This is a genomic window from Arthrobacter sp. zg-Y1110, from assembly GCF_025244865.1.
In the GTDB taxonomy this organism is placed as follows: Bacteria; Actinomycetota; Actinomycetes; order Actinomycetales; family Micrococcaceae; genus Arthrobacter_B.
Genome location: NZ_CP104272.1, coordinates 844808 through 857586, shown reverse-complemented (window position 1 = coordinate 857586; position 12779 = coordinate 844808). Strand labels below are relative to the sequence as shown.

Genomic DNA, 12779 nt, shown 5'->3' with positions numbered 1-12779 from the left:
CTGGTTACCGGGTAACTACCACGTGCTCATTGGGCACGCAGTGGGTCATGGTGAGGCCTTCGACGTTCCGGGGACCGTTGTGCCCCAGGTTCTTCATGCGCTCGGTTTCTTCCTCGTTGAGCGTCTGGGTGGCCAGCGGGCCGAGATCCTTGATCTCGTCCAGGCTGATGCCCAGGCCCTCGCCGACGCGTGCACCCAGCTCGTCGTCGCTCATGTAGAAGTGCCAGAGCATGCGCTCCTGCACCGGGCGGACAGCCTGGCCGACGTTGGCAATGAAGTTGGCGACCAAGTCGTCCTTCTCCCACTGCTCCATCAGCTGGTAGCGCTGGCCGGCCTGCATGTAGTCGTTCGTGCGGGGCAGGCGGGCGCGGGTCAGGCGGCCTTCAAGCTCGGGACCAACCTCGGCCTGTTCCGGCTTGGCTGCTTCCTGCAGGCCGCCGGTGATGTTCGGCTCGTAGTTCACGTGCGGGTTCTGGCCCGGCGCGAGGTCGGTGCCGAAGGACATCTGGCCGCCGCGCTGGTTGGTGGCGACGCGTGCGTTCTTCGCGGAGTTCACCGGAAGCTGCAGGTAGTTCGGGCCTACCCGGTAGCGCTGCGTATCGGAGTAGCTGAACGTACGGCCAACGAGCATCTTGTCGTCGGAGAAGTCCAGCCCGTCCACCAGGACACCGGTACCGAAAGCGATCTGCTCGTTTTCGTTGTGGTGGTCCGTGATGTTGCGGTTCAGGGTCATGGTGCCCACGTACTTGGGCTCAAACTCCTGCTCCGGCCAGGTCTTGGTGTCGTCCAGCGGATCGAAGTCCAGTTCCGGATGATCGTGGTCATCCATGAGCTGAACGTACAGGTCCCACTTGGGGTAGTCACCGCGTTCGATGGCCTCGTAGAGGTCCTTCGAGGCGTGGCCCAGATCGTTGGCCTGAATGTTCGCGGCATCTTCCTCGGTCAGGGACTTCACGCCCTGCTGCGGGAGCCAGTGGTACTTGACCAGCTTGGATTCACCGGCGGCGTTGACCCAGCGGTAGGTGTTCACGCCGAAGCCCTGCATGTGGCGGTAGTCCGCGGGGATGCCGCGCGGGCTGAAGAGGTTGACCAGCATGTGCATGGCTTCGGGAGTCTGCGACATGAAGTCGAAGATGCGGGCCGGCTCCTGGCGGAAGGTGACGGGGTCCGGCTTCAGGGAGTGGATCACGTCCGGGAACTTGATGGCATCGCGGATGAAGAAGACACCCAGGTTGTTGCCGACCATGTCCCAGTTGCCGTCTTCGGTGTAGAACTTGACGGCGAAGCCGCGGGGGTCGCGGGCGGCCTCGGAAGAGTCACGTCCGCCGATCACGGAAGAGAACCGGATGGCAACATCGGTCTTCTTGCCGGGTTCGGAGAAAAGCTTGGCGCGGGTGTACTTGGCAATGGGCTCGTCGCCCCACTTGCCGGAAGCCTCGAACTCGCCGTACGCCACGAAACCGCGGGCGTGGACTACGCGCTCGGGGATCCGTTCACGGTCGAAGTGGCTGATCTTCTCGAGGAGCTGGTAGTTCTCAAGCGTGGCCGGGCCACGAGCTCCCACAGTCCGGGTGTTCTGGTTGTCGTAGACCGGGTGTCCCTGGCGTGTGGTCAGGGTCTTCGGGTCTCCGGCGTCGTTCTGGCCGGTAGTGGAATGCTGCTGTCCTGCGTCTGTCATAACGTGTGCTCCTCGGTGGTGAGGTTTATTGCTGGCGGGCAATACTACCTAGTCCACTCTCTTGCAAGGGTAGGGAGAGAGTCAAGTTCATAAGCAACCTGATAGTGGCGGTCAGGAGGTGCCGTTGGCACACTGTGTGCATGACTAATGAAGAGCGTCCCCCGGTCGTTGAACTGTCTGATGAACAGAGCTGGAAGTACCTGGAACACACGCACCACGGCCGCCTGGCGGTCAGTGTCGCGAACCGGCCCAGCATCTATCCCATCAACTATCTGGCCCACGACGGCGTGCTCCTCCTTCGCACCGCGCCGGGCACGAAGCTGGCGGAAATGGCGGTCAACACGTACGTCGCGTTCGAAGCCGACGGCGTCCACAGCGACCAGGCCTGGTCCGTCGTCGTCAAGGGGACAACCCGCTTCCTGGAGACGGGCGCCGAGATCGAAGCCGCGGACAGCCTTCCCCTGCAGCCCTGGGTTCGGACGGAGAAGTACCGCTACGTGGAAATTGTGCCCGAAACCGTCACCGGACGGTTCTTCAACCTGGGTCCGGATCCGTCCCGGGACTAGGCCGATGTCAGTGTGAGCGCCCCTGGTAGCCGGATGCCTGCCTCCGCCAGGCGGGCAGCGGTTTCCTCCGGCCCAACCTGCTCCCCCACGGTGCGGCTTTCCGCCAAGGGCACCACGGAGTGCACCACCGAATCCTCGTAGAGGTGGATCATGTTGTAGCCCTGGCCCGCGTCCTGGCCTCGGGTGCCCGGCGTCGTGAGGTCCTGCGTGTAACAAGTGGCTGAGGCCACGGACACGGGGATTCCGGCGAAGGTCCCGAACGTCGAATAGTGCAGGTGCCCGGCAATGATGGCCCGCACGTCACTGCCCGCCAAGACGGCTGCAAGCCGGTGCTGCTGCCGCAGTTCGACCAGGACGGCGAGGTCCTGCACGCTGGGGACCGGCGGATGGTGCATGGCGAGGATGGTTCCCTCCGGAGCGGCCGTCTGCAGTTCCCGGCGCAGCCAGGCAAGCTGGCCGTCGCTGAGCTCCCCGTGGTGGTGGTCCGGGACGGTGGTGTCCAGGGTGATGATCCGCAGCCCGCCGAGGTGGTGCACCTGGTCCACGGGTGACATTTCCGGGGCTTCGTCCAGCAGGACCTGGCGGAAAGCCGCCCTGTTGTCGTGGTTGCCCATCGCCCAGATCACCCGGGCACCCATCCGCTCAGCGGCAGGGAGAACGATCTCCCGGAGCTTGGCGTAGGCACCGGCTTCACCGCGGTCCGCCAGGTCGCCGGTGAAAACAATGGCTTCGGGCCGTTGTCCGCTGTCTTCGAGGCGGGCGAAAAGCGCACGGAGTTTGGCATGGCTGTCCACTGCGCCATACAGGCAGTTGTCACCCCCGAGCAGGTGGGTGTCGCTGAGATGGAGGAGGAAATGACGCGGGCGAGGATGCTCACCCGGGAGGTATTCCATCGGAACCTTCTTGTGTCGACAGCTGCTGCGGCGTACCCCTTTATGAAAGCAGAGATGGCGACCGGTGAGTAACCTGTTCCCCCGCGTTTCGGACATTTTTGCCCGGCTCTTCGCCACCGTTCGTTCCAGCGTCTACTCTGGCGCAGGCACCGCGGCGGTCGTAGGCTCGGAGTTGCATCGTCCGTGAAGGGACCCCCATGAAACTCAGCCATATTCCCCTGCGCCTGACCACCGGCGCCTACATCCTCAACTCCGGCCTCAACAAGCGCAACATGGATGCCGAAAACGCGGCTTACCTGCAGCAGATGGCCGCCAATGCCTTTCCCCAGGTACAGGACATTGAACCGGCAAAATTCGGCAAGCTGATCAGCACGGCCGAGATCTGCGTCGGGCTGTCCCTGCTGATCCCGTTCGTCCCCAGCCGTCTGGCCGGACTCATGCTCGGCTGCTTCTCGGGCGGCATGGTGCGGATGTACCTCATGACGCCGGGGATGACCGAGGCAGACGGCATCCGCCCCACCCCCGACGGCCTCGGGCTGGCGAAGGACACCTGGATGGCCGGGATTGCAGCCGCACTGGTCCTGGACCGCAAGCGGCCGAAGACCAAGGTCAAGGTCGTCACGGTTCCGACGCCGGTGATGGGTACCGCAGCAGCGGTCGGCACCAAGGGCGCCGCCAAGGGTGCTGCCAAAGCCGCCAAGACTGCGAAGGCCGCCAAAGCGGACAAGCATGCGAAGGCCGCGAAGGTCGCCAAGGTCGCCAAGGCGGCTGCAGCCGTGAAGGTTGCCAAGGCAGCCAAGGACCGTGCCGGGAAGCACGGCAGCAAATAGGCTCTGCGACTACTGCAGGTCGATGATCCCCTTGACGAGGGCGGACACGGCTCCCAGATAGGCCAGGACGACGACGATGCGGCGCGCCGTGGACTCGGGAACGTGCGGAGCCAGCCGGCTTCCGGCTCGAAGCCCGGCCACGGTGAGGACGCCGAGCAGTGCCCAGATCCACCAGGCGAGCTGCGGCCACTCCCCCGGGTCCACCACGGCGTGCGCCGCCAGGGTCACGATGCTCAGCGTGGCAAGGAAGGGCTGCATGGTTGCCATGAAGGAGGCCTGCGGCCAGCGGGCCAGTACCGCGTAGGCGCTCACCGCTGGAACCCCGGCTCCGGCCATGGAGTTGCTGATCCCGGCTAAGAGTCCTGCGGCAGCTTTTGGCGAACCGCCGCGCAGCACCATCTCGGTCCGGTTCAGCACCAGGGATGAAGTCAGGGCCGCGAGCATAAAAATGCCGACTCCGATTTCCAGCGGTCCCACCGGAAGGACCGACGCCGCATACGTTCCCAGCACGACGCCGAGCGCCGCCGGGACGGCCAGCGAGGCGTACATTTTCCAGTCGATGCGCTGCCACACGTGCCGGATCACCAGACCGGCGGCGAGCATGCCGCACACATTGGTTACCACGACACCCTGGTACGGGCCGAGAGCAACAATGAAGAACGGCGCCAGCAGCAGTCCGAAGCCAATCCCGGCAACCCGCTGCGCGATTCCCCCAACAAAAACGGCGACCAAGATGGCCAGCAGCAGTCCGGAATTCACTGCCGAAGTCTATGGCGGAAAACTGCAGGCGCCCAATTTCTCTGTTTACGCAAATTACGCAACACCACGGAAACAACCCGGTGACAGAATCGGCGCATGTTCCTCACTCCCGCTGATAAGGACAAGCTGCTGCTCAGTGTTGCCGGCATGGTGGCACGGGACCGCCGCGAACGCGGCATCCGGCTCAACTACCCCGAGGCCGTGGCCCTGCTTTCCTGCTGGGTGATGGAACGGGCACGCGAGGGCGGGCTGGTTGCCGACCTGATGAGCGAGGGACGCTCGGTCCTGCGCCGCGACGACGTGATGGAAGGGGTGCCGGAAATGATTCCGGATCTGCAGATTGAAGCCACGTTTCCTGACGGCCGCAAGCTGGTCACCATTACGGACCCGATCTCATGAGCCTGGTGCCGGGCGAGATCCGTACCGCTCAGGGGGACGTGGAGATCAATGCCGGACGTGACACCCGCAGCCTGGTGGTGACCAACGACGGCGACCGTCCGGTCCAGATCGGCTCCCACTTCCATTTCGCGGACGTGAATCCGGCGCTGCGCTTCGACCGGGATGCCGCCGTCGGCTTCCGGCTGGGAGCCCCGGCAGGTACGGCCGTCCGCTTCGAACCCGGCGCCTCCCGCGAGGTCGTCCTCGTCCGGTTGGCGGGCACCGGCACGGTTCCCGGCCTTCAACTACGGGGTACCGCGCAGGAAGGGGCCTGAACATGCGGATCAGCAGGCACGAATACGCCCATCTGTATGGCCCCACCACGGGCGACTCGATCCGGCTGGGCGATACGGATCTCTGGATCAGCCCGGAACAGGATTACACCTTCGGCGGGGATGAATCCGTCTTCGGCGGCGGCAAGAACATCCGCGAGTCCATGGCCCAGTCCACCCGGACCTCCGATGAGGGCGCTCCGGACCTGGTGATCACCAACGTCGTCATCGTGGACCACTGGGGCATTGTGCGGGCCGACGTCGGGGTCCGGAACGGCCGGATCACGGGCATCGGGAAGTCGGGCAACCCGGACATCATGGACGGAATCGATCCGGCGCTGGTCATCGGCCCCGGGACCGAGATCATTTCCGGCGAGCGCCGGATCCTCACAGCCGGCGGCGTCGACACCCACGTCCATCTGCTGGGGACCGACGCCCTGCGGGAGGCGCTTGCCTCCGGCATCACGACCGTGGGCGGCGGCGGCACCGGACCGGCCGAAGGGTCCAAGGCGACGACAGTGACCCCGGGCGCGTGGAACCTGCAGGTGATGCACCGGGCACTGGACCACCTGCCGCTGAACTTCCTGCTTTACGGCAAGGGCAACACGGTGAGCCAGGCCGCGCTGGAAGAGCAGGCCCTTGCCGGAGCCGCGGGCTACAAGGTCCACGAGGACTGGGGTTCGACGCCGGCCGCCATCGACGCCGCACTGACCGCCGCGGACCGGTGGGGCGTCCAGGTGGCGTTGCACGCGGATTCGCTCAACGAGGCCGGCTATGTCCAGAACACGCTGGGGGCGATCAACGGGCGCGGCATCCATGTGTTCCACGCCGAGGGTGCCGGCGGTGGGCACGCCCCCGACATCATCACGGTGGCTGCCGCCGCGAACGTACTGCCGGCGTCGACCAACCCGACCCTCCCCTTCACGGTCAACACCGTGGCGGAGCATCTGGACATGCTGATGGTCTGCCATCACCTGAACCCCCGGATCCCCGAGGACCTGGCATTTGCCGAGTCCCGGATCCGGGCCAACACCATGATGGCCGAGGACGTCCTCCAGGACCTCGGCGCCATGTCCATTACCTCTTCCGACGCCCAGGCCATGGGACGCATCGGCGAAACGATCACCCGCACCTGGCAGGTGGCGCACGTTATGAAGGAGTACATGGGCGCCACGCAGTCACAGCTTCCGGCCGACAATGAGCGGGTGCGCCGCTACATTGCCAAATACACCATCTGCCCGGCGGTGGCGCACGGCATCGACCACGAGGTCGGATCCGTCGAGGTCGGCAAAATGGCAGACCTGGTGCTGTGGGATCCGGCGTTCTTCGGCATCCGTCCCACGCTGGTGATCAAGGGCGGAGCCATTGTGGCCGGCCAGATGGGTGATCCCAATGCCACCTTGCCCACGCCCCAGCCCGTCTGGATGCGGGAAGCGCTGGCGGGAACGGCGTCGTCGGCTCCGCATCTGTCCACCTCCTTCGTGGCGCCGACCGCGCTCGACGACGGATTGGCGGACCGCCTCGGGCTGACCCGCACACTGACCGCCATCCGCTCCACCCGGGACGTCACCAAGGCGTCATTGCCGAACAACACGGCGCTGCCGGACATCCAGGTGAACCCGGAAACATTCATGGTCAGCATCGACGGGCAGGTCATTGAACCGACCCCCGCGTCCGAGCTGCCCCTGACCCAGCGTTACTCGCTTTTCTAGTGGAACCGATGCTGCCAGCTCCCGACGCCGGTGTTGCCGCTTTCCTGCTGGCCGATTCGCGGTTGCCTTCCGGGGCGTACTCACATTCGGCGGGCCTGGAACCTGCGGTCCTGGCAGGCCTGGGGGTGGACGGCGTGTATCCCTACCTGCTCGCCCGGCTGCGCACAGTGGTCCGGGTGGAAAACGCCGCCGCGGTGCTGGCGCACAGGTCCGCCCGCGGCGTAGCGGACATCAGCTTCGCCCGGATCGAAGCCGCCCTCGACGCGCGGACACCCTCCGCTGCGCAGCGGGAGGCCTCGCGCCGTCTGGGCCGGGGCATGCTGCGCCTGGCCGGGAAGCTGAAACCGGACTCTCACGCCGTCGTCGAGCTGCAGCGGACCGTCCCGCGCCCCACCCGCCCGGTGGCCCTGGGCGTGACCGCTGCCGCGCTCGGCGTCGGAGAGCTGCAGCTCGCCCGGCTCTGCTGCTACGACGATGCGCAGTCTGTGGTGGCAGCTGCCCTGAAGCTGCTGCCCATCGATCCGATGGATGCCACCGCCTGGATCCTGGACGCTTCCGGAGAGATCGACGCCGTCGCCGTGGAGTCGCTGCTCATTGGCGGCTTAGACGATATTCCCGCCCTCAGTGCCCCGTTGATGGAGCACTGGGCCGAAGACCACACCACTAGAACAAGGAGGCTGTTCGTTGCCTGACAATTCGTTCCCCGCTGCTGCCCCGTCCACCCGTTCACTGCGCCTGGGCGTTGCCGGTCCGGTGGGTACCGGCAAGAGCTCGCTGATTGCCACCATCTGCCGGTCCATGGCCGGCGAGCTGCAGATCGGCGTGATCACCAACGACATCTACACGGATGAGGATGCCCGGTTTCTCCGCTCCGCAGGTGTGCTTCCGGAGGAGCGCATCCGCGCAGTGGAAACCGGTGCCTGTCCGCACACGGCCATCCGCGATGACGTGACCACCAACCTGCTTGCCGTTGAGGACCTGGAGGCGGACTTCGCTCCGCTGGACCTCGTCCTGGTCGAAAGCGGCGGCGACAACCTCACTGCCACCTTCTCCCCTGCCCTGGTGGACGCACAGATCTTTGTCCTGGACGTTGCCGGCGGCGGCGATGTCGCGAGGAAGGGCGGGCCGGGTATCGCCCGTGCCGATCTGCTGGTGATCAACAAGATCGATCTGGCTCCGTACGTGGAAGTGGACGTGGAACAGATGGTGGCGGACGCCGTCGAGGCGCGGGACGGCGCTCCGGTGCTGGCCCTTTCCCGCAAACAGCAGGACACCGTGGACGAACTCTGCGCCTGGGTCCGCGGGTTGGTGGCGCTGCACCGGTCAGGGCTGCACACGCCGCAGGATCCCGGTCCCATGGCTCCGCATTTCCATGCGGACGAGGACGGCGGGTTTGTCCATACGCATGGGGAGGAAGACACTGTCCGCCACCAGCACTGAGCGGGTGCCTGCTCCCGTACCGGCCGGCGCGCACCCCGGGCAGCGGCCTACCCGCATCGCGGTGGAAGCCGCCGGTGATGGCGCACGCTTCGCGCTCCTGGACCAGGGGCATTATCTGGCTCCCCGTCCGGTTGCCGGCGGTTCCGGCGGTTCCGGTGCACGGCAGCTGCGGGTGGCACTGATCGGCATCCACATGATGCTGCTCGCCGGAGACGATGTCCGGATTGAAGTGTCTGTGGGTCCGGGCGTCACCTTGGAGGTGGTCGAGCCGGCCGGCATGGTGGCTTACGACGCCGAGGGCAAGCAGTCCCGCTGGACGCTGGAGGCGGTGCTGGCTGAGGGCGCGGTGATGATCTGGGAGGGAGCGCCTTTTGTGGCTGCCTCCGGGTCCAACGTGCTCCGTGAAACCCGTGTGAAGCTGGGCCCCGGCGCCCGCTTGTTGATCCGCGAAACGCTGGTCCTCGGCCGCTCCGGCGAGGAGGCCGGGCCGCTGCGGAGCATCGCCCGGCTGACCGGTCCGAACGGGGACTACCTGTACGAAGACCTTGACCTGCGCGGAACGCGGCACCGCGCCGTCGGCGTCCTCGGCACCGCCAAGGTGCTGTCCAGTGCGACGGCGGCCGGTTGGCGGCCGCAGGCCCTGCATCCGAACGGCGGCGCCAGGCCCGGTGACGGCAGCGCACGGCGCCTGGATTTGGCGGCGGAGGGAGCCGTGATCCGGGCGCTTTCGGGTACGGCGCATGAAGCCGCACGGGAAACCGACCCCGTCTACCGGTTGTGGAAGGATCAGCTGCTGGGTGAGCCCCGGCCTGATCCGGCACGCCTGTTCGTGGCAGAATCTGCGTATGTTCACGGACCGATACCCCATCCGCCAGGTTCGGGAACACCCCTTGGAACCTCTGGACCGGCAGAAGTGGCCAGCAACCCTCCCGCCGGTGGCCCAGCTGCTGAAGGAGGGCCTTGACCTTGCCCAGGCCACGGTCTTTGTGGGCGAAAACGGGTCCGGCAAGTCCACGCTGATCGAGTCGGTGGCTCTCGCTTTCGGCCTCTCCCCCGAAGGCGGTTCCACCGGCGCCCGCCACACCACCCGCAGCACCGAATCGGAGCTCAGCCGCCATCTGCAGCTGGTGCGTAATCCCGGCGGGACGAAGCGGGGCTACTTCCTGCGTGCCGAGACGATGCACGGCTTCTTCACCTACCTGGAGCAGAACCCCTCCACATCCCACCTGGATGTGGAGTTCCATTCGCTCTCGCACGGGGAATCCTTCCTGGCCCTGGCGGAAGACAGGTTCCGCGGCCCGGGGCTGTGGGTGCTGGACGAACCCGAGTCCGCTTTGTCCTTCTCCGGGTGCATGGCCCTGCTGGGTGTGCTTAAGGAGAAGCTTGCAGACGGCAAGTCGCAGGTTCTGCTCTCCACCCACTCGCCGCTTCTCGCCTCGCTTCCGGGAGCCCGGATCCTCGAACTGGGTCCGTGGGGATTCCGGGAGCGTGAGTGGGACGAACTCGACTTGGTGACCAATTGGAAGAGTTTCCTCAACGGTCCGGAACGCTACCTGCGCCGGCTGTAGCGCGCAGGAGGGCGCCGGAAGGCATCACGAGGACCGGACTTCAACCGGCCGGACCTAGAACGGCGGTGGACCAGGGTCCGGGTACGGATCCGCCTGCAATACCGCGGCAGGAAAACCAGCAGGGACCGCAGCCGTCGGTGGATCGGACCGGGTTTGATAACGCCGGCCCAGGACGGACCGGAACTCGAACTCCCCCGGTGTGGGCTGATCCGCTTTCCAGAGAGCCTCGCTCTTGAGTTTGTGGTGTTTGCGGCACCACGACCCCAGGTTCCCATGATCTGTGGCTCCGCCTTCACACCAAGGCACCGTGTGGTCCGCTTCGCAGGAACCGGCCGACACCCCACAGCCCGGGAAGCGACAGGTTCGGTCCCGCACCCGGATCCAAGTCCGGAGATCTTTGGGTACCCGGTACCGTTTTCGGTCCAGTGCCAGGGCCGCACCGGAGACCGGGTCGGTCAGCAGCCGAAGGAACGAGCCTGCTCCCGCGGCAAGCTTCCGGGCGGTATCCGGATCGATGGGGCCGTACCCTTCCAGATCTCCTGGCTGGTCGGAGAGCCCCAGGAGGGTAAGCACCGGAACAGTGACCAGCACCTGGGCCTGCAGCCCGGCCCCGTCACTGCTGCTTCCGGTGAGAAGGTCGCAGAACAGGTCAGCCCGGAGTTGGGCGAGGTTCCGGTCCTGGTCCCCGCGCTGCCCGCTGGGAACCGGACCGTTCCCGGACTGCATGGACCGGGCGGCGTTTGTCAGCCGGCGGAAGATCCCCTCGGCCTGCTCGGCGGGAAGGTAGGCGTTGAGCCAGGACATACCGTCCTGGTCCGGAAAGAGGCGGATGCAACGGTCCGATTCTGCCCTCCGGCGCCGCACGCCGACGCTTTCGGGGTGCAGCACTTCCCGCAGGCGTCGGGCCTTGGCGGCGAGCCGGGCGGGTGGCAGATCACGGGCGGCTTCAAGCAGCTCCGCTTCAAGCCCTTCCGTGCACCCGGAAGGAACCCCGACGAGTCCATGCAGGATTTCGCGGGCCTGGGGATAACTGCACTCGCCGCGGCTCAACGCTCCCAGCGTCCGCCGAAAATCGCCGGACAGCGCATAGGACTCCTTCACCAACGCCAGCGCTGTCCGGCCGGAAACGTTAAGGGCACAGGCAACCTCAGTAGCCGCGACGTCATCTACATGCATAGGGCCGCGGCCGTATTGTTCCAAGGCCGGAGCTACCAGCTCCTTGACCCGCTCCACCACAAGCACTGTTTGGGCATCCGTCCAGGCCTTGAGCCGGGCAAGGTCCGTGAGGGCGTCCAGAGCAGCGGCCGGGTCCATGTCCGCCGCCGGATCCATCCGGACAACGCCGTGCACCCCCGTCCCCGGCGTGGACGGGCCTTCCACGGCAAACCCCAGCGGACCGCTGCCGCGGGCGCCGCCAACAAGGTCGATAGAGGATTCCGGAAGGCTTTCCATACCCCTAGACCATCACCCCGCACCGACATTTTGAGGGTGCTGAAGTGCCCTGTGAAAACCACCTACTCAGGTATTTCCCCGCGCAGATGAAGCTACGGGATCAGCACCAGGCGGATCGGGTTGCCTTCCTTCGCGTCGAGCGCCTTGACCGCCTGCTCGGCGTCGGCCAGCGGGATGCGCGCGCTGACGGACTTGGCGAAATCGAGCCGGCCCAGCCGGGCCAGGGACACCAGCTGCGGTACGTGGTGCGCGTCCGAGCCGTAATGGCCGCGGATCTGCTTGCGTGCGTAGGAGAAACCGGTGCTGTCATTGATGGTCATCGGCTTGCCGGACAGACCCACGAGCACGAGGCGTCCGCTCCGGCCCAGGCAGTTGATAGCCTGCGTCCGGACGGCGTCAACACCGGCGAAGTCCAGGGCGACGTCGAGCCCCTGGCCGGCAGTGGCGGCCTTCATCGCCTCCGAGAAGTCCTCCGCCATCGGATCAAGCGCCAGATCGGCACCGAATTCCAGGGCACGCTCGCGGGCCTCGGGGATGGGATCAACGGCAATGATGGGCGCGGCACCAATCAGGCGCAGCAGCTGGACACCGTGGGCACCGAGCCCGCCGATGCCCCAAACGCCCACTGCTTCACCGGCGCGCACTTCAGCAGTGGAGGCAATGGCAGCCCAAGGAGTGGACACGGCGTCGGGAATGATGGAGGCCTGGTCGAAGGGGATGTCATCCCCCAGCGGCACCAGCACACCGGCGGGAACAACGAGGTACTCGGCCCAGCCGCCGTCGAAATCAACACCCATGGTCAGCGTGACGCCGTTGTATTCGTACCCGGCCTGCACCACCACCCGGTCTCCGGGAGCAACGGAGGTGACACCTGCACCGGGAAGGTCCACAGTGCCGGCCACTTCGTGGCCGAGGGTGACCTCGTTGCCCTCGAGGAACTGCGGACGCAGCATGCCCTGGATCAGGTGGACGTCGGACAGGCACACGCCCGCAGCTCCGACCTTGATACGGACAAAGCCCGGACCGGGATCGGGAATCGGAACTTCCTTCATGGCGAACGTGCCGGTCTCAACGTTGAGCCGTCCTGCAATCATGGTGCCGTTAGACATGGAAAACCTCTTCTGAACTCAGAACTGCGGCGGCAGATGCGGCCCCAGTTCTCATTATCTGC

The 12779-nt window shown here is 66.1% G+C and carries 14 protein-coding genes; 9 read left to right on the top strand and 5 right to left on the bottom strand.

The window, feature by feature from the left end; all coding sequences use genetic code 11:
• Positions 1 to 4: 4 nt before the first annotated feature.
• Complete coding sequence (locus N2K99_RS04020) at positions 5 to 1678, bottom strand: catalase (RefSeq protein ID WP_227923537.1); 1674 nt, start codon at positions 1676 to 1678, stop codon at positions 5 to 7.
• Positions 1679 to 1818: 140 nt separating this feature from the next.
• Between N2K99_RS04020 and N2K99_RS04015 the strand changes: the two genes are divergently transcribed.
• Positions 1819 to 2244, top strand: coding sequence for a pyridoxamine 5'-phosphate oxidase family protein (locus tag N2K99_RS04015; protein ID WP_227923535.1), 426 nt, complete (start codon positions 1819 to 1821; stop codon positions 2242 to 2244).
• Here N2K99_RS04015 and N2K99_RS04010 read toward each other — a convergent pair.
• A complete protein-coding gene (locus tag N2K99_RS04010; RefSeq protein WP_227923532.1) occupies positions 2241 to 3137 on the bottom strand; it encodes a phosphodiesterase in 897 nt (298 codons plus the stop codon). The genes N2K99_RS04015 and N2K99_RS04010 overlap by 4 nt on opposite strands.
• 197 nt (positions 3138 to 3334) lie before the next feature.
• Here N2K99_RS04010 and N2K99_RS19050 point away from each other — a divergent pair, with 197 nt between their 5' ends.
• The gene (locus N2K99_RS19050; RefSeq protein WP_308036424.1) at positions 3335 to 3967 is read left to right on the top strand and encodes a hypothetical protein; all 633 of its coding nucleotides are present in this window, start codon (positions 3335 to 3337) and stop codon (positions 3965 to 3967) included.
• A 9-nt stretch (positions 3968 to 3976) separates the two neighbouring features.
• Here the strand turns inward: N2K99_RS19050 and N2K99_RS04000 are convergent, their stop codons facing one another.
• The gene (locus N2K99_RS04000; RefSeq protein ID WP_227933968.1) at positions 3977 to 4726 is read right to left on the bottom strand and encodes a sulfite exporter TauE/SafE family protein; all 750 of its coding nucleotides are present in this window, start codon (positions 4724 to 4726) and stop codon (positions 3977 to 3979) included.
• 96 nt (positions 4727 to 4822) lie between these two features.
• Between N2K99_RS04000 and N2K99_RS03995 the strand changes: the two genes are divergently transcribed.
• Genes N2K99_RS03995 through N2K99_RS03965 form a run of 7 tightly spaced genes read left to right on the top strand, consistent with a single transcriptional unit; the run spans position 4823 to position 10156 of the window.
• The gene (locus tag N2K99_RS03995; protein WP_227923527.1) at positions 4823 to 5125 is read left to right on the top strand and encodes an urease subunit gamma; all 303 of its coding nucleotides are present in this window, start codon (positions 4823 to 4825) and stop codon (positions 5123 to 5125) included.
• Positions 5122 to 5439 (top strand): urease subunit beta, encoded by a 318-nt coding sequence (locus N2K99_RS03990; protein WP_308036423.1) that lies wholly within the window; start codon positions 5122 to 5124, stop codon positions 5437 to 5439. The genes N2K99_RS03995 and N2K99_RS03990 overlap by 4 nt, the downstream gene beginning before the upstream one ends.
• A gap of 2 nt (positions 5440 to 5441) precedes the next feature.
• Complete coding sequence (locus tag N2K99_RS03985) at positions 5442 to 7148, top strand: urease subunit alpha (protein WP_227933967.1); 1707 nt, start codon at positions 5442 to 5444, stop codon at positions 7146 to 7148.
• Between the two features lie 8 nt (positions 7149 to 7156).
• Positions 7157 to 7840, top strand: coding sequence for an urease accessory protein UreF (locus N2K99_RS03980; protein WP_227933966.1), 684 nt, complete (start codon positions 7157 to 7159; stop codon positions 7838 to 7840).
• The gene (ureG, locus tag N2K99_RS03975; protein WP_227933965.1) at positions 7833 to 8588 is read left to right on the top strand and encodes an urease accessory protein UreG; all 756 of its coding nucleotides are present in this window, start codon (positions 7833 to 7835) and stop codon (positions 8586 to 8588) included. Before N2K99_RS03980 ends, ureG begins: the two co-directional genes overlap by 8 nt.
• Positions 8554 to 9552, top strand: a complete 999-nt coding sequence (locus N2K99_RS03970; RefSeq protein ID WP_227933964.1) for an urease accessory protein UreD — start codon at positions 8554 to 8556, stop codon at positions 9550 to 9552. The genes ureG and N2K99_RS03970 overlap by 35 nt, the downstream gene beginning before the upstream one ends.
• Positions 9434 to 10156: an AAA family ATPase gene (locus N2K99_RS03965; RefSeq protein WP_227923513.1), complete on the top strand. Its 723-nt coding sequence runs from the start codon at positions 9434 to 9436 to the stop codon at positions 10154 to 10156. The genes N2K99_RS03970 and N2K99_RS03965 overlap by 119 nt, the downstream gene beginning before the upstream one ends.
• A 54-nt stretch (positions 10157 to 10210) precedes the next feature.
• Here the strand turns inward: N2K99_RS03965 and N2K99_RS03960 are convergent, their stop codons facing one another.
• Together N2K99_RS03960 and N2K99_RS03955 are read right to left on the bottom strand one after the other, a co-directional pair.
• On the bottom strand, positions 10211 to 11608 hold the full coding sequence (locus N2K99_RS03960; RefSeq protein WP_227933963.1) for an HNH endonuclease signature motif containing protein: 1398 nt from the start codon (positions 11606 to 11608) through the stop codon (positions 10211 to 10213).
• Positions 11609 to 11700: 92 nt separating this feature from the next.
• Positions 11701 to 12717 carry a zinc-binding dehydrogenase gene (locus N2K99_RS03955; RefSeq protein WP_227923511.1) on the bottom strand — a complete coding sequence of 339 codons (1017 nt, stop codon included), beginning with the start codon at positions 12715 to 12717 and terminating at the stop codon, positions 11701 to 11703.
• Positions 12718 to 12779 lie beyond the last annotated feature (62 nt).